This is a genomic window from Streptomyces sp. NPDC059850 (genome assembly GCF_042731515.1).
Lineage (GTDB): Bacteria > Actinomycetota > Actinomycetes > Streptomycetales > Streptomycetaceae > Streptomyces.
Map to the genome: position 1 here is coordinate 79609 of NZ_JBHWJI010000008.1, position 23250 is coordinate 102858.

General features: G+C 71.1%; 19 protein-coding genes and 2 pseudogenes. 10 read left to right on the forward strand and 11 right to left on the reverse strand.

From position 1 onward, the window contains the following. Positions 1–53: 53 nt before the first annotated feature. The 3 genes from ACFV9T_RS08825 to ACFV9T_RS08835 are packed head-to-tail and all read right to left on the reverse strand — an operon-like array spanning position 54 to position 2981. Positions 54–803: a cupin gene (locus ACFV9T_RS08825; RefSeq protein ID WP_385437891.1), complete on the reverse strand. Its 750-nt coding sequence runs from the start codon at positions 801–803 to the stop codon at positions 54–56. A gap of 14 nt (positions 804–817) precedes the next feature. Continuing rightward, positions 818–1783 (reverse strand): PmoA family protein, encoded by a 966-nt coding sequence (locus ACFV9T_RS08830; RefSeq protein ID WP_385437708.1) that lies wholly within the window; start codon positions 1781–1783, stop codon positions 818–820. A 7-nt stretch (positions 1784–1790) separates the two neighbouring features. After that, positions 1791–2981: a Gfo/Idh/MocA family protein gene (locus ACFV9T_RS08835; RefSeq protein ID WP_385437709.1), complete on the reverse strand. Its 1191-nt coding sequence runs from the start codon at positions 2979–2981 to the stop codon at positions 1791–1793. A 226-nt stretch (positions 2982–3207) separates the two neighbouring features. On the opposite strand from ACFV9T_RS08835, the gene ACFV9T_RS08840 reads away from it, so the two are divergent. After that, positions 3208–4302, forward strand: coding sequence for a LacI family DNA-binding transcriptional regulator (locus tag ACFV9T_RS08840; protein WP_385437710.1), 1095 nt, complete (start codon positions 3208–3210; stop codon positions 4300–4302). A gap of 27 nt (positions 4303–4329) precedes the next feature. Here ACFV9T_RS08840 and ACFV9T_RS08845 read toward each other — a convergent pair whose 3' ends face one another. From ACFV9T_RS08845 to ACFV9T_RS08855, 3 genes are all read right to left on the reverse strand, one after another. Next, complete coding sequence (locus ACFV9T_RS08845; protein WP_385437712.1) at positions 4330–4728, reverse strand: VOC family protein; 399 nt, start codon at positions 4726–4728, stop codon at positions 4330–4332. After that, the gene (locus tag ACFV9T_RS08850; RefSeq protein ID WP_385437713.1) at positions 4725–5216 is read right to left on the reverse strand and encodes a cupin domain-containing protein; all 492 of its coding nucleotides are present in this window, start codon (positions 5214–5216) and stop codon (positions 4725–4727) included. Before ACFV9T_RS08850 ends, ACFV9T_RS08845 begins: the two co-directional genes overlap by 4 nt. A gap of 77 nt (positions 5217–5293) precedes the next feature. Then, the gene (locus ACFV9T_RS08855; protein WP_385437714.1) at positions 5294–5998 is read right to left on the reverse strand and encodes a lytic polysaccharide monooxygenase; all 705 of its coding nucleotides are present in this window, start codon (positions 5996–5998) and stop codon (positions 5294–5296) included. A gap of 120 nt (positions 5999–6118) precedes the next feature. On the opposite strand from ACFV9T_RS08855, the gene ACFV9T_RS08860 reads away from it, so the two are divergent. Further along, the gene (locus ACFV9T_RS08860) at positions 6119–6703 is read left to right on the forward strand and encodes a class I SAM-dependent methyltransferase (RefSeq protein WP_385437715.1); all 585 of its coding nucleotides are present in this window, start codon (positions 6119–6121) and stop codon (positions 6701–6703) included. 29 nt (positions 6704–6732) lie between these two features. On the opposite strand, the gene ACFV9T_RS08865 is transcribed toward ACFV9T_RS08860, so the two are convergent. Continuing rightward, on the reverse strand, positions 6733–8064 hold the full coding sequence (locus ACFV9T_RS08865) for a tetratricopeptide repeat protein (protein ID WP_385437716.1): 1332 nt from the start codon (positions 8062–8064) through the stop codon (positions 6733–6735). 1362 nt (positions 8065–9426) lie between these two features. Between ACFV9T_RS08865 and ACFV9T_RS08870 the strand changes: the two are divergent. Beyond that, positions 9427–9744 (forward strand): annotated as a pseudogene (locus ACFV9T_RS08870) (bifunctional diaminohydroxyphosphoribosylaminopyrimidine deaminase/5-amino-6-(5-phosphoribosylamino)uracil reductase RibD); the annotation flags it as partial. Positions 9745–9749: 5 nt separating this feature from the next. Here ACFV9T_RS08870 and ACFV9T_RS08875 read toward each other — a convergent pair. Next, on the reverse strand, positions 9750–11378 hold the full coding sequence (locus ACFV9T_RS08875; protein WP_385437717.1) for an IS200/IS605 family accessory protein TnpB-related protein: 1629 nt from the start codon (positions 11376–11378) through the stop codon (positions 9750–9752). 223 nt (positions 11379–11601) lie between these two features. Between ACFV9T_RS08875 and ACFV9T_RS08880 the strand changes: the two genes are divergently transcribed. Further along, complete coding sequence (locus tag ACFV9T_RS08880) at positions 11602–12201, forward strand: hypothetical protein (protein WP_385437719.1); 600 nt, start codon at positions 11602–11604, stop codon at positions 12199–12201. A 298-nt stretch (positions 12202–12499) separates the two neighbouring features. After that, positions 12500–13657, forward strand: a complete 1158-nt coding sequence (locus ACFV9T_RS08885; RefSeq protein ID WP_385437721.1) for a methyltransferase — start codon at positions 12500–12502, stop codon at positions 13655–13657. Between the two features lie 94 nt (positions 13658–13751). Here ACFV9T_RS08885 and ACFV9T_RS08890 read toward each other — a convergent pair whose 3' ends face one another. After that, a complete protein-coding gene (locus ACFV9T_RS08890; protein WP_385437722.1) occupies positions 13752–14612 on the reverse strand; it encodes an XRE family transcriptional regulator in 861 nt (286 codons plus the stop codon). Between the two features lie 352 nt (positions 14613–14964). Here ACFV9T_RS08890 and rutA point away from each other — a divergent pair, with 352 nt between their 5' ends. Both rutA and ACFV9T_RS08900 read left to right on the forward strand, forming a co-directional pair. Next, positions 14965–16029, forward strand: a complete 1065-nt coding sequence (gene rutA, locus ACFV9T_RS08895) for a pyrimidine utilization protein A (protein WP_385437724.1) — start codon at positions 14965–14967, stop codon at positions 16027–16029. Between the two features lie 127 nt (positions 16030–16156). After that, positions 16157–16954, forward strand: a complete 798-nt coding sequence (locus ACFV9T_RS08900) for a sugar phosphate isomerase/epimerase family protein (RefSeq protein ID WP_385437725.1) — start codon at positions 16157–16159, stop codon at positions 16952–16954. Positions 16955–17039: 85 nt separating this feature from the next. Here ACFV9T_RS08900 and ACFV9T_RS08905 read toward each other — a convergent pair. Next, positions 17040–17819 (reverse strand): annotated as a pseudogene (locus tag ACFV9T_RS08905) (EamA family transporter); the annotation flags it as partial. Between the two features lie 96 nt (positions 17820–17915). On the opposite strand from ACFV9T_RS08905, the gene ACFV9T_RS08910 reads away from it, so the two are divergent. The 3 genes from ACFV9T_RS08910 to ACFV9T_RS08920 all read left to right on the forward strand — a co-directional run bounded on the left by ACFV9T_RS08910 (position 17916) and on the right by ACFV9T_RS08920 (position 21307). Beyond that, positions 17916–18824, forward strand: a complete 909-nt coding sequence (locus ACFV9T_RS08910; RefSeq protein ID WP_385437727.1) for a LysR family transcriptional regulator — start codon at positions 17916–17918, stop codon at positions 18822–18824. A gap of 296 nt (positions 18825–19120) precedes the next feature. Beyond that, positions 19121–19294 carry a hypothetical protein gene (locus ACFV9T_RS08915; RefSeq protein ID WP_385437729.1) on the forward strand — a complete coding sequence of 58 codons (174 nt, stop codon included), beginning with the start codon at positions 19121–19123 and terminating at the stop codon, positions 19292–19294. Between the two features lie 108 nt (positions 19295–19402). After that, on the forward strand, positions 19403–21307 hold the full coding sequence (locus ACFV9T_RS08920) for a glycoside hydrolase family 3 protein (protein ID WP_385437730.1): 1905 nt from the start codon (positions 19403–19405) through the stop codon (positions 21305–21307). Positions 21308–21789: 482 nt separating this feature from the next. Here the strand turns inward: ACFV9T_RS08920 and ACFV9T_RS08925 are convergent, their stop codons facing one another. Beyond that, positions 21790–23181: a S28 family serine protease gene (locus tag ACFV9T_RS08925; RefSeq protein ID WP_385437731.1), complete on the reverse strand. Its 1392-nt coding sequence runs from the start codon at positions 23179–23181 to the stop codon at positions 21790–21792. Positions 23182–23250: the final 69 nt, after the last annotated feature.

A 23250-nucleotide genomic window follows, 5' to 3' on the forward strand; every position in this document is an offset into this window, starting at 1 on the left:
TGTGATGTGCCGATGTGCCTGTTCGTGCCTGTTCCTGTGGGGGATGCCGGTGCTTATTCGCCGTAGTACGGGAGCGTCGCGCCGGGCAGTTCGTACTCGTCCCGGCGGCCGCACATGCCGTAACCGCCCCGGCGGCTGGGCCCGGTCGCGGTGACGCGCGCGTCGGCGAGGTGGGCCGGGTCGCCCGCCGCGAGCGCGGTCAGCTGCTCACCGGTGCGCCGGGCGGCGGCGAGCGCACCGTCCCGCCAGCGCGGCTCCCACTCCTTGACCTTGGGCGCGACGATCCGCACGGCCGCCTCGTGGAAGGCGCGCAGCGGAGCGTCGTCGCCCTTCTCGGCGGCGGCGCGCAGGGTCAGATAGCCCTCGACCGCCAGGTCCCGGCGGCGCCGCGCGGCCGCGTCCGCCTCCGGGCCCTCCTTGGCGGGCAGTGCGGCGGCCGCCGCGTACCGCTCGGGGTCGGCCAGCACCTCGGGCGGGAACGTGAACACCGCGTCCCCGGCCTCGGGCAGCCCGCTGTTCTGCATCAGCACGGTCACCTTGAGGCCGCCGCCCTGCACCATGCGGTGCACCGTGCCGGGGGTGAACCACACCACCGCGCCCGGCTCCAGCGGCGTCTCGGTGAAGCCGTCCGCGACGGTCAGGGTCTGGACGGCGCCGCGCCCGGCGGTCACCACGTACGCCTCGGTGCAGGCGAGGTGGAGGTGGGGGCTGCCGCCGCACACGCCGTCGGCCGCCTCCCAGTCGTACGCGCTGATGTGGGACATCCCCACGCCGCCCGGCAGCGGGGCGGGCATCGCTGCCATCTCGCTCACCTGGCTCACCACCCGTGGTTCTTGAGGTAGCTCTCGGCGCGCGCCCGGTCCCACGCGCCGTCCGCGACCACCACGCGGTAGCGGTAGCCGAAGGACTCCCCCGGCGGCAGCTCGAACTCCTCGAAGAACGCCCACGAGGGGGCGACCGAGGGGATCGGCTCGGAACGCACGAACCAGTGCGAGGCGTGGATCCCGTCTTTGTTCTCCGGCGCGTGCGCGAACAGCAGCGTCGAGTGCGCGTCGATGCCGTCGTGCTCACCGGTGAACGCGACCCAGGGGGCGTCGGTGGCCGCGGTGCCCATCAGGTCCGAGGCGCCCGCCTCGCCCTCGCCGCCGCGCCCGTCCGGGCCGAAGGCGTCGCCGCCGGTGAAGTCGCGGGGGCCGCGCCAGTTGAGCCCGGTGTACCCGGCCATCTCACGGCCCGCGGTGGTCGGGGAGCCGAAGTGCAGCGCCTCGCCGCGGGTGTTGGTGAGGCGGATGGACCAGTCCAGGGCCCAGGTGCCCTCGTCCGGCTCGACCGAGTGCAGCTCGATGGTGCGCAGCTCGCGCGCCCACTCCGGGCCGCCGCTGTGCTGGATGGCGGGATTGGCGACCCAGGTGAGCTGCTCGGTGAAGCGCAGCCGGTCGTCGGTGACCGTGAACTCCCGGAAGCCGTCGTGCCGCATGGAGCCGACCCGCTCCTCGACCCGCTGGTAGCCCTCGTCGGGGCCGAGGTAGGAGTTGCCGCCCCAGAAGTTCTGGCCGGACAGATGGCTGGAGGTCATCTGCAGACCCTTGTGCCAGCGGTGGTCGTTCGGCCGGTAGCCGGAGACCGGGCTTCCGGCGAGGGTGCGCAGCGGGTGGGCGTACGGCTTACGGGCCTCGAAGGCGTCCGGGTCGGGCGCGTAGACGTACGCCATCAGCTCGACGCCGCCGGAGGCTACCGAGATCCGCTCGCCGTGGGTGTGGGTGACGGTGATCTGCTGGCTCATGACGGCCTCAGCTCTCCTTCTTCGGGGCCTGCTCGGCCTGCGCGGTCTTCGGTGCCTTCGGGGCCCACTCGGGGTGGCTTCCGTGCATGGCGTCGTAGTACGGGTCGCCGGGCGCGATCTCCCCCGCGTGCACGGGCTGCCCGGTGAAGGCCGCCTTGTAGAGCGCGGCGATGAATTCGAGGGTGCGGCGGGCGTCCGGGCCGCTGCCCGGGGGCCGTACGCCGTCCCGCATCGCGTCCAGCAGCCCGGCCAGCTGGGCGGCGTGCGAGCTGGGCAGATCGGCGGCGGGGGTCCGCCAGCGCTCCTGCCGGGCGGGCTCGTCGCGGACGTGCGGGGCGGGGGTGTAGACCCAGTCGTCGTTGCGGTGCCCGTAGAGGTGGGTCAGCTCGACGGTGGCGTCCGCGCAGTCGATACGGATGCGGCTGACCTCGTCGGGCGAGAGCACGCTGTTGACGACGGTGGCCATGGCTCCGTTCTCGAACCGGACCAGCGCGGTGGACACGTCCTCGCTCTCCACGTCGTGCACCAGCCGCCCGGCCATGGCGCGGATCTCGGTCCAGTCGCCGAGGAGGTGCAGCAGCAGATCCATCTGGTGGATGCCGTGGCCCATGGAGGGCCCGCCGCCCTCGCTGTCCCAGCGGCCGCGCCAGGGCACGGCGTAGTACGCGGTGTCCCGGTGCCAGGTGGTCTGGCAGTGCGCCACCAGCGGGCGGCCCAGCGCCCCGGTAGCCAGCAGGTCCCGGGCGTGGACGGCGCCCGAGCCGTAGCGGTGCTGGAAGACCACGGACGCGTACGGCCCGCCGGTCTTCTCCGCCTCCGCGATCTCGTCGTACTCGGCGAGCGTGAGGCACAGCGGCTTCTCGCACAGCACCCACGCGCCCGCTTCGAGCGCGGCCACCGTCTGCTCGCGGTGGAGGGACGGCGGGGTGCCGATGAGCACCAGGTCGGGGCGCTCGGTCTTCAGCATCGCGGCCACATCGGTATAACCGGCCACGGTGAATCCGGCGCTCTCGGCGGCCGTCGTACGGAACGCGTCGAGCCGTTCCGCGTCCACATCGACCGCGGCGACCAGCTCGACCCGGTCGGCGTGATCGCGCAGGGCGGGCAGATGACTGCCCGAGACGATGGCTCCGGTGCCGATGACCGCGGCACGGATGCGGGCGGGTGCTGCTGCGGCGGCGGACTGCGGTGTCGCCATGGAGTGAGGCTCCTCGCCAACGGGACGGAAAGCGCTTGCTGGGGGTCGACCCTAGGCACGGTCCGGATGTCAGGACAAGACCCCGGCGAGCAGATTCCCGCGCCCGTTCCCGGTTCGATATGCGATGGCCGCTACGGCGCTGACCAGTGAGACGATGAACCCGGCCCCACCAGCGCACGCGGTGTCCCACCCCTCGTCACCCAGGTGACCATCCAACGGAGGAAACATGGCAGTGACCCTGGCCGATGTGGCCGCACGGGCTCGGGTCTCGGCGGCGACCGTGTCGCGCGTCCTGAGCGGCAACTATCCGGTTGCCGAATCGACCCGGGCCCGGGTACTGCGCGCCGTCGAGGACCTGGAGTACGTGGTCAACGGCCCGGCAAGCGCTCTCGCCGCCGCCACGTCCGATCTGGTCGGGGTGCTGGTCAACGACATCGCGGACCCCTTCTTCGGCATCATCGCGGGCGCCGTGCAGTCCGAGATGGGCGCGCCGGGTGCCGCTGGAGGCAATGGCTCCGGCAACGGCTCCATCGGCTCCGGCGGCGAACAGGTGCGCGGCGCCGAGAAACTGGCCGTCATCTGCAATACGGGCGGCTCGCCCGAGCGCGAGCTGAACTACCTCACCCTGCTCCAGCGGCAGCGCGCCGCCGCCGTCGTCCTCACCGGCGGCGCGGTCGAGCGCCCCGGCCACGCCGAGGCGGTCGCCGTCAAAGCGTCCCGGCTCGCCGCCTCCGGGACCCGGGTGGTGCTGTGCGGGCGGCCCCCGATCGAGGACGCGATCACCCTCACCTTCGACAACCGCGGCGGCGCCCGCCGTCTGACGGAGCATCTGCTGACCCTCGGCCACCGCCGCATCGGCTACGTCGCGGGCCCCGCCGAGCGCACCACCACCCGCCACCGGCTGGAGGGCCACCGCGAGGCCCTGGTCGCGGCCGACCTGGCGGGGGACGCGGAGCAGCTGACCGTCCACGGCCTCTACGACCGCGCCTCCGGCTACGACGCCACCCTCGAACTCCTGCGCCGCGACGCCGGTCTGACCGCCATCGTGGCCGCCAACGACACCATCGCCCTCGGTGTCTGCGCTGCCCTGCGCGACCAGGGCCTGCGGATCCCCGAGGACGTCTCGGTGGCGGGCTTCGACGACCTCCCCTTCAGCGCCGACGCCGTCCCCGCCCTGACCACGGTGCGGCTGCCGCTGCACGACGCCGGAGTACGCGCCGGGCGCCTCGCCCTCGGCCGCGAGCCGCAGCCGCCGGGCGGCGTGGCCATGATCCGCGCCGAACTGATGGCCCGCGCCTCGACGGCCCCGCCGAAGCGCTGAGGCGCGCGTCTCATCCCAGGTGCGCGTCTAACCCCAGGTGCGCGAGCACAGGACGAGGCGGTAGCCGTCCGGGTCGGCGACGGTCACTCCGTGCTCGTCCCAGTACGGGTTGTGCGCCGCAACCCTGGTCCCGCCGGTGGCCACCAGGCGGTCGACCAGGGCCTCGTCCACGGGGCCGCCCAGGTAGACCACGAACAGGTCGTCCACGGTCGGGGTCGGCTCCAGCGGGCGCTCGGGGTCGTGGGTCAACTCGAAGTGCCAGGACGCCCCCTTGGGGCCGACCATCAGCAGATCGTGCTCGCCCGGGACGCGGTCGGTGGTCCGCCACAGCACGTCGAGTCCGAGACCGTGCACGTAAAAGCGTTCGGCGGCGGTGAGGTCCCGCGAGGGGCGGGCCACCCGGACGTGTGTCGTGGAGTCGATCACGCGGAGCCCTCCAGGGCGGCACGCCACACCGGGCTGTCGACGTAGTGGTTGTCGAATCTCTCGGCTGACTCGGCGATCTCCTTCGGGTCGGCCTCCCCGCGCATGACCCGGCCGAGCAGCCGCAGGTAGTCGAACCGGCCCATGCCCGGGGTGAATACGAACAGCACGTCCGCCTCGGCGCCGGGCGCGGCGGCGAAGGCGTGCGGGGTGCGCGGCGGCACCGCGAGGAAGTCGCCCTCGTCGAGGGTGGTGACCTCCTCGCCCACCAGCACGCGCAGGGACCCGCCGATGACGAAGAACAGCTCCGTCGCCTTGGTGTGGAAGTGGGCTGGTGCCCCCACGGCCCCCTTGGCGAAGCTGGACCGGTAGCTCGTGAAGCCGCCGGGCGTGCCGTCCGACTCGCCGAGGAGGGTCATCACACTGCTGGGGTCGGCACAGGTCTCGGCGTCCGCGCGGCGGGTCAGCACTGTCTTGCTTTCTGCAGTCATACGGCGACCGTACGGCCTGGAATGACCCGCTGCCCGGGTCATTCCAGCACCAAAATCACGGGTCAATTCCACATGGGTCACCCAGGAAAGATCACATCACTGCACGAGTAGAAGGTCTGGTCGAAGTGGCTGGCCTGCCAGACCATGAAGACGACGTGGCGACCGGTGCGCCCCGGCGCGTTGACCGGGATCGAGACGGTGACCCCATTCAGGCTCGGCTCGGTGGAGGTCTCCCCCGCCCCCGGGGCGATCTTGCCGGTCTGGGCGACGAGTTCGAGGTTGCTCCAGCGCAGCGGCTGGGTGACCGGGTCGTAGCCCTGTTTGGTCACATAGACGCGGTAGTAGTCCGCACCGTGCCGCGCCTGGTCGTGGTTCTTGAACGTGAAGCTGTTCCCGACCGAGGTGGCCTCCCACTTCCCGGGCACGTCCATCGCGTTGTACCGCCCGGACGAGGTCCGCCCGGCGCTGCACAGCTGCCCATCGGGCAGCGCGGCCTGGTGATTGCCCGCGACGCCCTCGCGGTAGAGCCCGTTCCAGTTCCACATGGCGTTGGTGTCGGCCTGCCACGCCTGCCAGCACATCGGGTCCTTGGTCTTCATCTCCGGATTCTGGAAGTCCCCGCCCCACCGCTTCCAGCACCCGTAGTTGCGCGACGCGGGCCCGATGGCCGACCCATGCGCGGCGGCGGTGTCCACCAGCGCCACGGTGGCCAGCAGCGTCGCGGCGGACGCGACAGCCGAGGCGCGAAGACCCCAGCGACGAACATGCCCATGACAATTCACTGCGCCTCCAGCTCCGCTTTCGGGGTGTGCGCGGGAGCGCTCCCATGCTAGGACGGGGATCATGAGTCGGCCAGACACATGACGGGGCGTCGTCATCGGCCGGGAGTAGGGTCCGCCCCCATGGCGCTGAACTACAACGACCACTACCACCCGCTCCTGCTGAAACAGATCCCGGCCGGAGCGCGCACGGCCCTGGACATCGGCTGCGGCACGGGCCGCTTCGCCCGGCTGCTCGCCGCGCGGGGGCTGTCGGTCGACGGAATGGACCCCAACGCCGCCGTCATCGAGTCCGCCCGCGCCACCGGCGGCGGCCCCCGCTACCGCCAGGCCGACGTACGCGAGGCGCACCTGCCCGACGCCCACTACGACGTCATCTCGTGCATCGCCAGCCTCCACCACATGCCGTTCGACACGGTGCTGACGCTACGGAAGGCCCTCGCACCCGGCGGCATCCTGACGGTGCTCGGGCTCTACGAGATCAACTCACCCGCCGACTTCGCATGGGCCTTCCCGGCGAAGTCCCTGCTCCACGCACAGCGCCTCCTCCCCACGCGCCACCGCCCCGCCCCCTCCGCACAGATCCCCCTCGTCTGGCCACCCCCACTGACCTACGCCCAAACCCGCACCGAAGCCACCCGCCTCCTCCCCGGCTCCACCCTGCGCCGCCTGTTCTTCTGGCGCTACCTGCTGGTGTACCGGGCTTAGGGGCGGCGGGAGTGGGATTCTTTCGCGTTTCATTTCACAAGTAGTTCACGAGAACGCTCGGCGGTTTGTCGTGCAATGGAATTCGCGCGATACGGCGAAAGCAGCGTGCGGATTTTCGCTACTTTTTCATCCACTCGCCCTGAGTGGAGCGCTGGATAGTCATCGAGGACGGTATTCCAAGTGGCGCATGCCGCCTCTAGGTGGCCGATTTCAAGCTGTCTCTCGGCAAGCAGGGAACTGAAAAGCAACTTACTTCTCTGCGTGTCCGTGGAATCCCGCAGAGGGAAGTGCTCCTTCAGCGATTTGACACTTCCCTTCGCATCACCCAACGCGTGCCGGACCTCCGCAGTGCAATACGCCAATGTTGCCGAGCTGAATCCACCGAACGTACCGAGTTGGCCTTCCGCCTGGTTCACCGCGCGTTCCGCCTCGCGGAGACTGTTCCATGCGTTTGTCGGCTCGCCCGCCAGCGCGTACGAGTGTGCTTGCTGCCCGGCGAGAAAGGCGCGCATACGGGGGCTGGACTCCGGGGATACCTCTGCGGCAGCGTTCGCGAGCCGCACCGCTGGCGTGCCGTGACCGAGATTTGCCGCCTGCACTGACATGCCTCGCAAGATATGGCAATACGCCCTGCGGTCGCCACTAGCGCCCGCAAGCTCCAAACCCTTTACGTAATACTCTTGCGCTCGACCATGGGCCCCCTCATCCACTGCCATCCACCCGGTCAGATAGCAGAGGAACGAAGCGGCAGACATCATTGATTTGCGGGTTTCGCTTGATGCGCTTGCTTTCAAGTAGGGCGCAACCGTGTTGACCAAGAAAGCAGCAGCCATCGGACGGGCATAGCGCCCGCCGAATTCTCCATCGAGGTCTGACAGACGATCGGTCATCGCCGATACTGCCTGGACCTCAGATTGTCCGATGCGGCGCTGTGGGTCAGTCTTTATGGCCTTCATCCGGCCTACGACATCGGGCCAGCCTGGAATGGTGAGCGCCACAGAGAAAAGCCCCGTGCCGAGGACGGCCCGGCGGGACGGGTCCATGTCTTCCCTCCCCAGATGGATCAGTCCCTGCACTGTACTGGCGGGTTGTTTCAGCTGATCGGGCGACGAGGGGAAGCCCGCCTCGCTGGACGTCACAGGGCGGTGAAGTCTCCGGGCCAGCGCTTCGAGGATGAGGGGGCGGACGGCCTCTCTTGGCATGTGCCCCTGGAGCCACTGGTAAACCGACGGTTCCCGGTACTTGAGGGGGGTGCCGCGCTCGGTGCCGAGGCGATTGACGTCCTGCGCGAACTGGCGCAGCGTCAAACCAGTCTCGCGATAGAGCCGATCAAGACATGCGTTCGGTTCCGGAGTCTTCATTGATCTTCAACTCCCCAGCGTCTGCGAGCACTTAAAGCTCTTAAAAGCTGCCAGCACAGTCACCGTACCGCCACCTGCTGCGAAGCGGTTGCCTTATACGAGCACAGATCACCCTCACGGTGCCGCTTCGCGCCGAGGGCAGCTGCGCGACGCAAGACCCCCGCGACGTGGCGACGTCCGGGGGCGTGGCTAACGCTTACCAGGAGCGTCAACATGCGAAAGGGTACCGCTCGATCGGTGCTGCGGAGACTGCGGCAACTGATCGTCACGTCCCCAGGGAGGCACAGCGCGGTCTACCTCGCTACCAAGGCCTCGGACTTACCCCCCGGGCTCATGCGGCCTGAGCCGGAGGCCAACCCACCCCGGAAGCCCTCGACCGGCGTGAGGCTTGCGCCCGTTCGGCCGCCAGCGTCCCGTCTGACCACTGCCCCTCGCGCATGGTTTGACGTGGACGCCGACCGTCCCACCCTCTCCATCCCGCGCGTCCCGGTTGAGGATCGCGTCCCGATCCTTTGGGACACCGACCCCGCGCCTCCGTACATCCCGCTCTTCAATCCCGAGCGTCACGACACCCCGATCCGGCTTCGTGGACGCGTGCGAGAAGACCGCACGCGGAGGAATTTGGGGCGGTTGCGGTGACAGAGGAGTGCAATCAGGGCGCCGGATCAGACCTTACGGGTACCGCCCATGAAGGAAGCCCCGAGGGTTGGTGGACTGAATACGGCGGAGTGAGGGACGCAGAGTCGGGCGTGATCCACCTGCCTCCGATTGAACACCCGCGCTGCCCTTTCGAATGCCACATCTGTGACACCAGCGAAGGTCGGTCCAGACGGCAGTTCTTCAAACGGATCCTCAGGTCCTCATGGGCCAATGGCCGTCACGCTGGCCAGTAATCAGCTCCGTCCCTGCCGGACGTACTGGACGTGGGACTCCCCCGTCCTATTCGAAAACCCGGCAGGGACGAGTACCACCAGAAAGGCTCTCGCACAGTGCACCCCCTAACCGGTCTGCTCGAACCTCGAATCGGTCCCGTTGATCCCGAATCTTGCGAGCTGTGCGCCGTGCTGGTGTCCAGGCTTGAGAAGTCTGCCCGCGAAAAAAGTCTTGAACTTTTCCATGCGGTCATCAACGACATGGCTGCGCATGCGACATTTGGGCACCCAGAAGACTCCCGCTATCCGGGGCAGGGCGCTTCCAGCGCACGAGTAGAGGTGCATTCGCAGGCAGGGCCCGTTCGCCATGTGCGAGTTGGGCGAAAGCGACGAAGGTGAGCACGCCGACCACATGTGAAGCGAGGACCGGGACGAAGCAGCCGTCTGGCTCCTGTGGGACGACACATGACCGATGCGGACTGGGGTTCTCATGGCTACACCGGACGAACTGACGGCCATGCGGCGAGCCATCGCCATCTCCGCCCAGGGCCTCGGGACGACGAGCCCCAACCCGCCCGTCGGGTGCGTGATCCTCGACCGCGACGGCGTACCGGTCGGCGAGGGGTACCACCTCCGTAAGGGAGACCACCACGCCGAGGTCAACGCGCTCGCCACAGCGGGTGAGCGGGCTGCGGGCGGCACGGCCGTGGTGACCCTGGAGCCCTGCAACCACCACGGGCGGACACCGCCGTGCCGACAGGCGTTGATCGACGCGAAGGTGTCCCGCGTCCTGATGGCCGTCATGGACCGTTCCTAAAGACTGAGTGGTAGTGAGTCCTGGTGCGAGGACTCGTACTCAGCCGGGTGCCCCGGACGGTGTTGGGCACCCTGGTCGCCCGCTTTCGCTCCGCCTCCGGCGCCGACGGATCGTGTCCGTGGTCCGGGAATGCGGGGGCGGGTTTCCTCACGCCCCGGGAGGCCCGATGCGGCCTGGACGGTCCGATGCCCCGCACGATCGCTCTGGTCGTGTGGGGGCGGTGCCGTCCGTCGCCGGATCGGGTACCCCAGGGCGCGCCTTCCGATCGCCACCGCTGCCGCGTCGTGGCGAGTGGTCTTCCTGTTCTGGCTGGTGAGGGGCTTTTGCCAGTGCTGAGCGCCCCACTTGGACGTGTACGCGGGGTCGATGGCCACGATCGTGATGCCGAACTCGGCCGCCATCGATACGAGCCGTGCCCGTAGCTTGGCGGTGGGCATGCCGGAGATCAGCTCGCGGAACCGCTTCCGCCGCCCGTACTTCTCGCGGGTCTTGTCCGCTTGGAAGTCCAGGTCCTCGATCGCGATGCTCAGGCCGTGGCGTTTGGCCCAGTGCAGCAGGCGTACCAGCGCATGCCGTACCTGGGCGTCGCGGTAGGTGGCCGGTCCGTTCAAGTCGAAGACGAACCGGCGCGGGTCGCCGACCGGATTGCCATACTCATCCAGGCGCCACGCCGCCAGGTGATCGGCGTTGGTATCGACACCGACCAGGCCACCGGCGCGGGCCTGAGCCAGCGGAACGGTCTTCACCGGCGGGATGGTCCAGGAGGCGGTGATGTACCAGCGGTGGCGGGCCACGTCCAGGTGGATGCGGTAGGCCACAGCGCGATTCGCCGCCACACGGTCGGCCCACTCCGCACCCCGGTGACGGAAGGCGACGGCACCGGTGAGGACATACCGGCCATGCTGGGCGTTCGCCAGATGCGCCAGCGGCGCCGGAAGCTTGATGCTGACCTGACCGTCCGGGCTGACGCGGATCGTCTCGTTCCCCAGCCGCTTCCCGCTCTCACCATCAGCCTGCAGGAACCAGCGCCGGGCCTCCCACCGCTGCCGCCACCCGGCCTCGGAGAGCTGCGCTTGTTCGAGGTGGTGGCGGTTGCGGGCCAGCCGCTTTCCCCCTCGCACCACGCGCACACGCCCCGCTTCGCGGTCAGCACACTCGGCAGCGAGCCGGTCCCGCAGGACGCGCAGGCGGCGCGATTTTGCGAACCACTCCTGCCGGGTGCGGTAGCCGCCCGGGCTCCGCTTCGTCCCCTTCGAACCCACCGGCAGCGACAAGCGGTGCGTGATGGTGTGCACACCGGCTTCCAGGGTCTGGATGTGGGCGTACTGCGCACGCCGCGATAACGCCCACTGGTCGTGCGTGGCCTTGGTGATACTGCCCGCCCACCGCGACGAGGACTCCCCGGTCACAGCGCGTTTACGCGCCGCCCACGAGTCCGCGCAGTGCCCCACCCCCTCGGCACAGCGCCGCTTCAGGTCACGCGCAGCCAAGGTCCCAAGATGCGCGCCGATCAGCCGCAGCGCCTCCTCGTCCCTCGCGGTCAGGCCCTTGAGCCGCGTACGGATCGCGACACCGGACGGACCGGGGACGACGAACGGCGCCGACAGCACATGCAGCACACCCATCTGCCCCTCCCTTTCCGCGAGCCCGGCGGCAACACGCCCATCACCCACCCAACGACCACACCCGCGAAAAGGTCACCCATTCGAACCGGGAACTCCCGTTCCCTCCCCTGGAATCGCACAGTCCACGGCCCGGATACTCACTCACACACGCCAGAACGCACTCATACACACTCAACCAACAACTGCTTGCCACCCCACCTCGCGGGGAGACGGTAGCGCGGCGGTGCTGGAACGGGCAGGCGTCGAGGTGGAGCGCGGCGTCCTGGAGCGGGAAGCGCTGCTCGTTCTGGGCCCGTGGCGGCACTCGCTGCGTACGGGACGCCCGTACATCACCGTGGCGTACGGCGCCCGGGCCGTGAGCGAGCTGAGACGCACCCACGACCTGGTTATCCGGCGGAACGGGACGATCGAGGAAGGCGCGCCCGGCGGGCACGGGGAAGGCGCCTTCCGCGTCCCGCATCAGCCGGTTGGCGACGAGCCCGAGACCGTCCTGCGCGCCTTGGCCGAAGCGGGGGCGCGCACGGTGCTGATCGACGGCGCCTCGAACGACGCGGCACGGCTGCTCGCCGACGCCGTGGACCGCGTGATCACCAAGGCGGACCGTCGCGCCGCGTCAGTTCTTGCGGCGGCGGCCTTGCCCGTAGGGGCCGTGCCGGTCGTGGGCCCGCCACTCCTCCTCATGAATGTCGCGGTCTTCGCTGTCCGCCGTCCTGCTTCCGGGAGCCGCGATGGTCTCCCCGCGTTCGACCTTGGCCAACTGCGAGGTGAGAGAGCGGTCGACGTGTTCATCACTGAAGTTGCCGCTGTTGCGCTCGCGCGGTAGCCCCGGCGGGACCGGCTCGGTGGCGAGCTGCTTGACCTTGTTGCGCTGCGGCTCAGCCGTGGCGTTCGTACGGCTCATGTATGACCCCCCGGTGTCGCTGAAAATCCCCTGCCAGCGTGTAGAGATCATTCCCCGAAAAGCCCACGTAGAAACGGTAGTTGGTCCCTCAGGCGGCTCCTTTTGGGACTCCTGCTGGTGACACGGGCGGCACCCGTCCCGGAAACCGCTCGCGCCGGGGCGGCCGTACCGGAAGGATCGGTTGAGGCGCACCACGGGTGCGCACCCCACAAGAGCAAAGGTGTACGCCCTGAGCACGCAGCAGGTCATCGAGTGGACCGAGGACGGCCAGCCCCAGGCCGCCGCATGGCGGTCCGAGAGCGGGGCGCCACCGCCGCGGCGCGTCACGATCGCGGACGACCGGATGACGGCGGACGCCGCGTACCGCCTCGTCTGCGAGGGCACCGCGCTGCTCTGGCGCGGCGACTACCAGGGCGCCCGGCAGTTGCTCGCCGCGCTGGCGCGGCGGGTGGACCGGGGGCCGCGGCGGCCGCGGGGGCGGCGCGGACCGGCGGAGACGGCGGCCGAGACGTTCCACCGGCACCGGCAGGAGCAGGGGCGGCGGGCCCGGCTGCTGGGGATGCTGCTGGTGCCGCTGGACGCCGACCTCGCCGTACCGCTGCGCCGGGCGCCGGACGTACGGGAGGCGTGCGCGCAGGCGTACGGCGCGGTAAGCGGACCGGCCGTCGTCTCGCTGCGCGAATTACTCGGCCTCATCGGCGCGCACGAGTGGCGCGAGAAAGGCGTCGAGATCCCGGCGCTCGGCGGCGACCGCGTCCATCCGTACTACGGGGTCTTCTCACCGGTGCGCGGCGAGTACGTCGACCTGGTGGCCGAGGCCCCGCTGCCCGCCTCCCGCGCGGCCGCGTTCGACATCGGCACCGGGACGGGCGTCCTGGCCGCCGTGCTCGCGCGGCGCGGCATCGAGCACGTGGTGGCCACCGACCAGGACGCGCGGGCGCTAGCGTGCGCGCGGGAGAACGTGGCGCGGCTGGGGGTCGCCGAGCGGGTGGAGGTGGTCGAGGCGGACCTGTTCCCGCCGGGCCGCGCACCGCTCGTGGTCTGCAACCCGCCCTGGGTCCCGGCGCGCCCCAGCTCGCCGGTCGAGTACGCGGTGTACGACCCGGGCAGCCGCATGCTGCACGGCTTCCTGAACGGGCTCGCGGACGCCCTCACCCCCGGCGGCGAAGGCTGGCTCATCCTCTCCGACCTCGCCGAACACCTCGGGCTGCGGACCCGCGAGGAGTTGCTGGACGCCTTCGAGACGGCGGGGCTGCGGGTCGTCGACCGGCTCGACACCCGCCCCGCCCACCGCCGCGCCACCGACCCCGGCGACCCGCTGCACGCGGCCCGGGCGGCGGAGGTGACGTCGCTGTGGCGGCTGACGGCGGACGGCTAGCCGCCGGGGTAGAAGCTGACCCGAGCAGGGCCGGGGAGGGCATCGAACCGCTGCCCGGGAGGCAGGGGGCTCGTCGCCGTAAGCGCCCGGACTGCTACCCGCCGCCGATACGTTTGGCGAAGGAACGGACGTCCGGGAGCGCGCGGTCGTGCCGAAGCAGGCCCGTGGCGATCGTGCGGACGGAGCCGCGCCGTACTTCCTGGGGAGCGGCCGCCTCGGCGGAGAGCAGCGCGCGGTAGCAGTGCTCGGGTTTGCCCCACTGATCGAATGCGCGGGCCACATCGATCCACAGCCGTGCTTGCCGTTCGGCGGGCAGGCGGTCAACGGCGACGGTGCGGGCGTGGGCGACGGCGGCTCCGGCGTCTCCGAGGAGGTGGTGGACGGACACCTGATGGAGGGCGACCTGGCTGGGGCCGAAGAAGCCGCCGACGTTGGCGTCATGGCCGAGCTGCTTGGCCACCGCTGCGGCCTCGGTGATCAAGGTGTTCGCGCTGTCGCGGTCGCCTGCCTTCGCCGCCGTGTACGCGGCGCTGGCGTAGAGGTTGCCCTGGGTGGACAGTCGCCCGGACCGGTTGGTGCTCCTGTCGGCGGCGAGTTGTTCGGCGGCATGCACCGCGATCTTGGTCGCGCGCTCGTAGTCGCCCCGTCTGCGGCACACGCTGGAGACCATGCGGTGCGCCTCGGCGAGAGCCAGCAGGTCCGCTCCATCGCGGGCGGCCGTCACGGCCCGGTCCGCCGTAACCGCTGAGAGCCGGTCGTCGCCGAGCTTGATGCACAGGCGGGTCGCGAGGTTGAACAGCGCCGCGCGGGCGCTGACCGCCGAGTCGTCGTCGCAGGCGTACGTGAGCGCCAGGCGCTGAGGGAGTTTGCGGGCGAGGGCGTCGTACCTGCACGCCGCGAAGTCAGCCCGGGACTTCTCCACGGCCGCCGAGAGGACGGTGCTCGTCGGGTCCACACCGGCAAGCGGGGGTGGACCGTAGAGCAGCAGGTCCTCCAAGCCGACCAGGGCCGGGCGCGAAGCAGCCGCGGCGGTTGGAGGGGCGGCGGCGAGGGCCGACGATGCGGTGGTCGTTCCGGCTAACGCGAGTAGTGCACGGCGACGCAACGGGTCTTCACCGTCCTCCCATAAGGGCCCTGTGACCACCCTAGTGCTGGAGAGGACAGGCCGAGGGAGACATCGACGCGGCCCCGGCGGCCTTCGGCCATGCGATGCGACGATGGGGTGAGGTGACGGGGCGCCACGTTCTCGTCGCCTTTTGCATGACGCGCATGGCGAGCATGACGAGAACGACCCGCTGAGGAGCGGCATGGATATCGGCGTCTTCATCCCCATCGGCAACAACGGCTGGCTCATCTCGAAGAGTTCTCCGCAGTACATGCCGACCTTCGAACTGAACAAGGCCATCGTGCGGAAGGCCGAGGAGCACGGGCTCGACTTCGCGCTGTCGATGATCAAGCTCAAGGGGTTCGGCGGCGATACCGAGTTCTGGGACCACTGCCTGGAATCGTTCACCCTGATGGCGGGCCTGGCCGCCGTGACGGAGCGGATCAGGCTGTACGCCTCGACGCCGATCCTCGCCATGCACCCGGCGATCACCGCGCGCATGGCGGCGACGGTCGACTCGATCGCCCCCGGCCGGTTCGGCGTCAACATCGTCACCGGCTGGGCGCCCGGCGAGTACTCCCAGATGGACCTGTGGCCCGGGGACGAGCACTTCGGCAACCGCTACGCCCGGGCCGCGGAGTACGTGACCGTCATGAAGGAGCTGTGGCAGGAGGGCGTCAGCGACTTCAAGGGCGAGTTCTACACGATGGACGACTGCGTGCTGTCGCCGCGCCCGGCGAACGGGCACATCGACATCGTCGCCGCCGGGCAGAGCGCCACCGGCATGAAGTTCGCCGCCGAGCACGCCGAGTACAACTTCATCCTGGGCAGCGGCGTCAACACCCCGCTCGCGCTCTCGGACACCACCGCCGCGCTCGCGGACGCGGCGCGCGAGACCGGGCGCGATGTCGGGGCGCTCTCCCTCTTCATGGTCATCGCGGACGAGACCGACGAGGCCGCCCAGGCGAAGTGGAAGGACTACCACGACAACGCCGACCACGCGGCGCTGGCGTACATGGCCGGGGAAACCGCCACGGACACGACCTCCGACGGCTCCTCCACCGCCCGGACCATCTCGCTGCCCGAGGGCGCGGTGAACTTCAACATGGGCACGCTCGTCGGCTCGTACGAGACGGTCGCGGCGATGCTCGACGAGGTCGCGGAGGTGGACGGCACCAAGGGGATCATGCTGGTGTTCGACGACTTCCTCGAAGGCCTGGACAACTTCGGTACGCGCATCCAGCCGCTGATGAAGTCCCGGACGTGATCCTTCGGCACGGCGGGATTGACCGCGCCCCCGCCGCTGCCTAGCGTCCGGATTGAAGATCCGGAAGGAAGGTACCCGTCCTCCGGAAGCCCCCTCCCGGAAGCCTCTCACCCCCACGGAGCCCGCCATGAAGCTCGCCTTCTCGACCCTCGGCGTCCCCGGTCTGCCCATGCCCGACGTCGCCCGGCTCGCCGCCGCGAACGGGTACCACGGTGTCGAGCTGCGCGGGCACACCGAGGAACCCGTGCACCCCGGGATCGCGCCGGACGAACGGGCCAGGGTGGCGGCGGAGTTCCGGGCCGCCGGGGTGGAGATCCTGACCGTCGCCGGGTACGTACGGGTCGCGGCGGAGGGGCCCGACGAGCCGGTCCTGACCGGGCTGCGGGACCTGGTCAGGCTCGCCCACGACCTGGGCGCGCGCAACGTCCGCGTCTTCCCGGGCGGCGGCGACCGGAGCGCCGCCGAGGCCGACGCGTCGGCCGCCGCCCGCCTGGGCGACGCCGCGCCGTACGCCACGGAGCTGGGCGTACGGATCCTGCTGGAGACCCACGACTCGCACCGCACCGGCGCCGACGCGGCCCGCGTCCTCGGGCCGGTCGGGCACGGCAGCGTCGGCGCGATCTGGGACGTGATGCACCCCTGGCTGGGCGGCGAGGACCCCGCCACCAGCTACGCGGCGCTCTCCCCGCACCTGGGCTACGTCCAGGTCAAGGACATCGCCTCAGCCGACGACACCACCCCGCTGGCGCTGGGCGCGGGCGTGCTGCCGCTGACCGAGTGCGTGGAGCTGCTCAGCCGCGAGGGGTGGGACGGCTGGCTGTGCTGGGAGTACGAGAAGCGGTGGTACCCGGCGGCGCGGGAGCTGCCGGAGTTGCTGGCCCCGGGCCGGGACCACCTGCTGCGATTGCTCGCCGACGCGGCCTGAGGCCGGGGAGGCGTACGGACGGGAGCGACGTCAGCGCCACGCCGCCCACCAGCAGCGCCGCCGCCAGCCAGCGCAGCGGGCTGATCCCCTCGCCCAGCAGCAGCGCCGCCGAGGACATGCCGAAGACCGGCACCAGCAGGGAGAAGGGGGCCACCGCGGAGGCGTCGTACGTGCGCAGCAGGAAGCTCCAGATGCCGAAGCCCAGCACGGTGGCGCCCCAGGCGACGTAGACGATGGCGCCCGCCCCGGACCAGTCGAGCGTGGCCAGCGCGTGCATGCCGGGGTCCGCGCCCTCGAACATCAGCGACAGCCCGAGCAGCGGCAGGACGGGCACCACGCTCACCCACACCATGAAGCTCAGCGGGTCGGGCGGGGCGGCCTTGCGGGTGAGGACGTTCGACACGCCCCAGAAGGCCGCCGCCGCGATGACGAGGACGAAGCCGAGCAGCGGGCCCGAGGTGCCCTCGTCGAGGGCGGCGACGCCGATACCGGTGAGCGCCACCGCCATGCCGAGCAGCCGTCGGCGGCCGGGGCGTTCGGCGAGGACGACGGCCGCGAACAGCGCGGTGAACACCGCCTGGATCTGCAGCACCAGCGAGGACAGCCCGGCGGGCATCCCCTCCCGCATCCCGATGAACAGCAGCCCGAACTTCCCCACACCCAGTGTCAGCCCGACCCCCGCGATCCACCGCCAGGAGACCCGCGGCAGGCCGACGAAGAAGATCGCGGGCACCGCCGCCACCAGGAAGCGGAGCGCGCAGAAGAGGAGCGGCGGGAAGTGGTCGAGGCCGATGTCGATGACCACGAAGTTGACGCCCCACAGGGCCGTGACAAGCACGGCGAGGCCGATGTGTGCAGGTCGCATAGGTCGAGCATCGGGTGGCGGGACCTTTTAGCACTAGCGCGGATGACTTCATGGTTGGATGCAGCATCTGTAAAACGTGAGTGGGGGTCGGCTGCCTTGCTGGATCTGTCCCGGCTGCGGGCGCTGCACGCGGTGGCCGTGCACGGTTCGGTCAGCGCGGCCGCCGTCGCGCTCGGCTACACCCCGTCCGCCGTATCGCAGCAGATCGCCAAGTTGGAGCGGGAGACCCGGACCACGCTGCTGGAACGGCAGGGCCGGGGCGTCGTCCTCACCGACGCGGCCCAGCATCTGGCCGCCACCGCGCAGCAGCTCCTCGCGATCGTCGAACGGGCCGAGACCAGCCTGGAGGAGCGGCGCGGACAGCCGACCGGGCGGCTGGTGATCGGCGCCTTCCCGTCCGCCGCGCGGGGGTTGCTGCCCGCCGTACTGGCCCGGCTCGCCGCCGAGCACCCCGCGCTGGACGCCCGGCTCGTCGAGGTCGACCCGCATCTGTCGGTGGACCTGGTGGCGCAGGGCGTCATCGACCTGGCCGTCGCCCACGACTGGGACATCGCCCCGCTGCCCGCCCCGGACGGGCTCCGGCGCGCGGTCATCGGGGACGACCTGTGCGATGTCCTCGTACCGGTGGGGCATCCGCTGGCGGGGCGCGATGTGCTGCGGCGGACGGATCTGCCGGGGCAGCGGTGGATCTGCCAGCCGCCGGGGTCGGTGTGCCACGACTGGCTCGTACGGACGCTGCGGGCGTCCGGCAGCGAACCGGATCTGGCGTACCAGGCGGCGGAGAACCACACCCAGATCGCCTTGGTGGCGGCGGGCCTGGGCATCGCCCTGATGCCCCGCCTGGGGCGCGGTCCCTTGCCGGAGGGGGTCCGCGCGGTCCCCCTCGACCCGCTGCCGGTACGCCGCCTCTACGCCCTCTGGCGTGAGGGCGCCGCCCGCCGCCCCGCGATCACCGAAACGGTGGCGGCCCTGACCGAAGCCTGGCCCCCGAGCCCCACCCCCTGACCGCCTCCGGCGGCTTCCCCCACCCCGCCCCTCCCCGAAACCGGGGGAATCCCCCGGACCCCCCGCCTGGGAGGCGAAGCCGCGCGTCGGGGCAGTGTCGACCCGGTTGTGGGCAATCGTCCCGCGGGGCGGGACGGGTGGGCACAACCCCGACCACCGGCCCGCACCCGGCGACGAAACCCGGGCGCCTGGGGCGCGGGCCCCGGTTCGGGAAGGGGCGGGGTGGGGAACTACCGCCGGAGGCCACCCCCGCCACGGAACCGACCCGCTCGGCGCGGCGTCCAAGCGGCGTACTGATGGGGAGTCCCCGCACAGCGGTATCGGCCTCGCTGCTGGCTGCGTCGCTGACCACCCTCCTCGCCGCCTGCGGCCATCAGCGCCCCGCCGCCGACGCGCACCCCTCCCAGAGCGTCGGCGGCACGGGCCGCATCTTTCGCCACCTCATGACGACCGAAGCCGCCTGGTCATGAACGAAGTTGGACCGAATCACCGATTCCCATTGACCAGGCCCCACCGGGCACACCAGCGTGTCATATGAACATCAGCCACCCCCTCCAAAGATCATGGAAGGAGTGCGGGTGCACCAGCCGACCTCGCGCCGCACCCTGCTCGCCGCGGCGACCGCCGCCGTCGCCACCGCCTGCAGCCCGCGTACGCTCAGCTCGCCCGAGACGTCCACGTCGACATCCGCGTCGGCGTCCGCCTCCGCCACGACCACATCGGCGGCACCGCGCCGCCCCGCCACCCCGACCCGGAAGAGCGACCGGGACCGCGCCTCGGCCCTCCTCGGCCGTATGACGCTCGACCAGAAGATCGGCCAGCTCTTCGTCCTGTCGGTGTACGGGCACTCGGCCACCGCGCCCGACCCCGCCGACGCCTCGGCCAACCGCAAGAAGTACGGCGTCGGCAGCGCCGCCGAGCTGGTGGCCAGGTACCACCTCGGCGGGATCATGTACACGGAGTGGGCGAACAACATCCGCGACCCCCGGCAGGTCGCCGCCCTCTGCAACGGCCTGCAGAAGGCCGCTATGGAGGGCCCGGCGGGCGTGCCGCTGCTCATCTCCACCGACCAGGAGCACGGCATGGTGGCCCGGATCGGGGCCCCCGCCACGCTGCTCCCCGGCGCGATGGCGCTCGGCGCGGGCGGCAGCGTGCCGGACGTACGGGCGGCGGCAAGGACCGCCGGGGCGGAGCTGGCCGCGCTCGGCGTACGGCAGGACTACGCGCCGGACGCGGACGTCAACGTCGACCCGGCCAACCCGGTGATCGGCATCCGCTCCTTCGGCGCCGACCCCAAGGCGGTCGCCCGGCTGGTCGCGGCGCAGGTCGAGGGGTATCAGCGGGCCGGGGTCGCGGCCACCGCCAAGCACTTCCCGGGGCACGGCGACACCTCCGTGGACAGCCATGTCGGGCTGCCGACCATCACCCACTCCCGCAAGGAGTGGGAGCGGCTGGACGCCCCGCCGTTCCGCGCCGCGATCGCCGCCGGGATCGACTCCGTCATGACCGCGCATCTGCTGTTCCCCGCGCTCGACCCGGCCGACGACCCGGCCACGCTCTCCCGCCCCATCATCACCGGCGTCCTCCGCGACGAACTCGGCTACGACGGCGTCGTGATCACCGACTCCCTCGGCATGCAGGGCGTGCGCGAGAAGTACGGGGACGCCCGGGTGCCGGTGCTCGCGCTGAAGGCGGGCGTGGACCAGCTGCTGACCCCGCCCGATCTGCCCGCCGCCTGGAACAGCGTGCGCACGGCGGTACGGAAGGGCGAGATCAGCGAGGACCGGCTCGACGCGTCCGTGCTGCGCGTGCTGGAACTCAAGGCGCGCCGTGGGCTGTTGGACGATCCGTACACCAGCGGCCGCGCGGTGGACCGTACGGTGGGCACTCGCGCGCACGCCACCACCGCGGCCCGGATCGCGGACCGCACCACGACGCTGATCACCAACCGGGGCGGGCTGCTGCCGCTGTCCCGGCGCCGCCACCGCGCGCTGCTCGTGGTCGGGGTGGACCCCGCCGCCCCGACCGGCACCGGCGGCCCGCCGACGGCCGTCCTCGCCCGCGCCCTCGGCGCCCTCGGCTTCACGGCGAAGGCCCTGTCCACGGGCACCGGCAGCGCGCCCGCCCCGTCCCCGGGACGGATCGCCGAGGCGGTCGCGGCGGCGCGCGAGCGGGACGCGGTGATCGTCCTGACCCGCGACGTCGACGCCGGGTCCGGCCAGCGGCGGCTGGTCTCGGAGCTGTCCGCGACGGGGGTGCCGGTGGTGCACGTCGCGCTCAAGGACCCGTACGACATCGCCCAGTTGGGCAACGACCCCGGCGCGTCGCTGGCCACCTACGGCTGGACGGACGTCGAGGTGCGGGCCGCTGCCCGGGTCATCGCCGGTCAGCGGAACCCGCGCGGGCGCCTGCCGGTCCCGATACGCCGCGCGGACGCCCCGTCGCGGGTGCTGTACCCGATCGGGTACGGGCTCTCGTACTGAGGCGGCGGGGCGGGGATGTTGATCCCCCACCCCGCCCCTTCCCGAAACCGGGGGACTCCCCCGGCGCCCGGCCCGGCAGCCGAGCACCCGCCCGCCGGGCCCGAGAATGCCCGGCCTGGCCCGGGAGGGGCAACGGCGCATGGATCATGCGGACTTCGGCGGCGACCCGGGAACCACGGCCACCGCCCGCCCCGGCACAGGCCCGGGGTGGGCCGCAGACCTCGCCACGGCGCTGAAGCGCCCGCCCGGCTGAGCCTGAGGCGCCCCGGCCCCGCCTTGGCCCGAGCCGGACAGCGCCCCTGGGCATCCCCGGCTCCGGCGGACGCCGGACACGGCGCCCGGCAGCGAGCCCGGCTACGGGCCACCGCCCGCCCCGGCCCAGGTGGGCGCACCGTTTCCGGCGTCCGCCAAGGGCTGGCGCCGGGGCGGCCCCTTCGGGCTCCCGTGCCGGGGCGAGGGGCGGGTGGCGCTACTCGCGGGGGTTACGGCCTCAGGGTCGAGGTGTCCTGGCGGTCCAGCTTCTTGTCATGGGGGGCCAGGGGCTTGGACGATGTCGGGACGCCTGCCCACTTCTGGACGGCCGCCGTCGCCTTCGCCTTCTCGGCGGGGGTCAGCTGGGCGATGTTGGCGCCGTGGTTGCCGCCGGGGGCCGTGTAGACGTACGAGTCGCGCGCGCCCTTGCCGGGGCGGAACGGCTCGGCGCCCCACGGGTCGTTCTCGCCGTAGACGAACAGCATCCGCTTCGCGTCATGGCGGACCCAGCGGTCCACGTCCCGCATCGCGCCCGCCTTGAAGCGCATCGGGATGTCGCGCGGGACGTAGTTGCGCGGGTTGTAGATGCCGGGGTAGCGGAGCAGACCGTCCAGGTGGGGGGTCTCGAAGGTGGGGGCGCCCAGTTCGGTGCCCGCCTGGTAGTAGTACGGGGTGTAGGTCTCCAGGCCCTGGTCGGTGTAGGCGGAGAAGCCGGAGATGTCGTCGATGAAGGTGTACAGCTCATCGGTGGAGGCCGTGGCCGCCGGGACGTCCGCGCAGTCCTTCAGCAGGTGGTACTGCCAGAAGGCCCACACCAGGTCGAGGACGACGTTCTCGTACGCCTTGTCGGCGCTGCCGACGACCGTGAAGGTCTGCTTCTCCGCGTCGGCCCACTTCTCGTACCGCGCCACGATCTCGTCGCGCCGCACGAGCGCCTCGCGCTGGACCGCGTTCAGCTTGGTGCGGCATTCGGCGGTGCCGACGCCCGCGAAGAAGCGGTCGTACGCCGAATCCTCCTTGTTGACCACGTCGTTGGGCGCGACGTAGGCGATGGTGCCCGCCATGTCGTCCGGGTAGAAGCGGCGGTAGTACGTGGCGGTCATGCCGCCCTTGCTGCCGCCGGTGGCGAGCCACTTCTTGCCGTAGACGCGGTGCAGCGCCCGGTACAGCCGGTGCTGGTCGCTGGCGGCCTGCCAGATGTCGAGCTTCGACCAGTCGGCGGGCTGCGGCCGCGACGGCGTGAAGAACCGATACTCCATGGACACCTGGTTGCCGTCCACGATCTGCGTGGGCTCACTGCGGCGCGGCGTGGTGTTGACGTTGTAGCCGGAGGTGAAGAACACCGTCGGCCGGTCGGTGGCCTTGTGCAGCAGGGTGAACCGCTGCTTGAAGGTGCCCTTGGACGGATGCCGGTGGTCGACCGGCTGCTGGTACGTGAAGACGAGGAAGCGGTAGCCGTCGTACGGCTGCTCCTCGACGAAGCTCATCCCGCGGATCGCCAGGACGCGTTCCTTGATGTCCGGCTCGGCCGTGCCGGTCGTGGGGGCGGCCGCAGCCGGTGCGGCGCCGACCGCCCCCACGATTATCACGAGCGACAACAGCCATCTGAGCGCCTTGCCCATTCGCCCTCCCCTTGTATGCACATGATTCACACAGGTCGCCGGAAACCTATCGGGGCACAGACGGAGTGG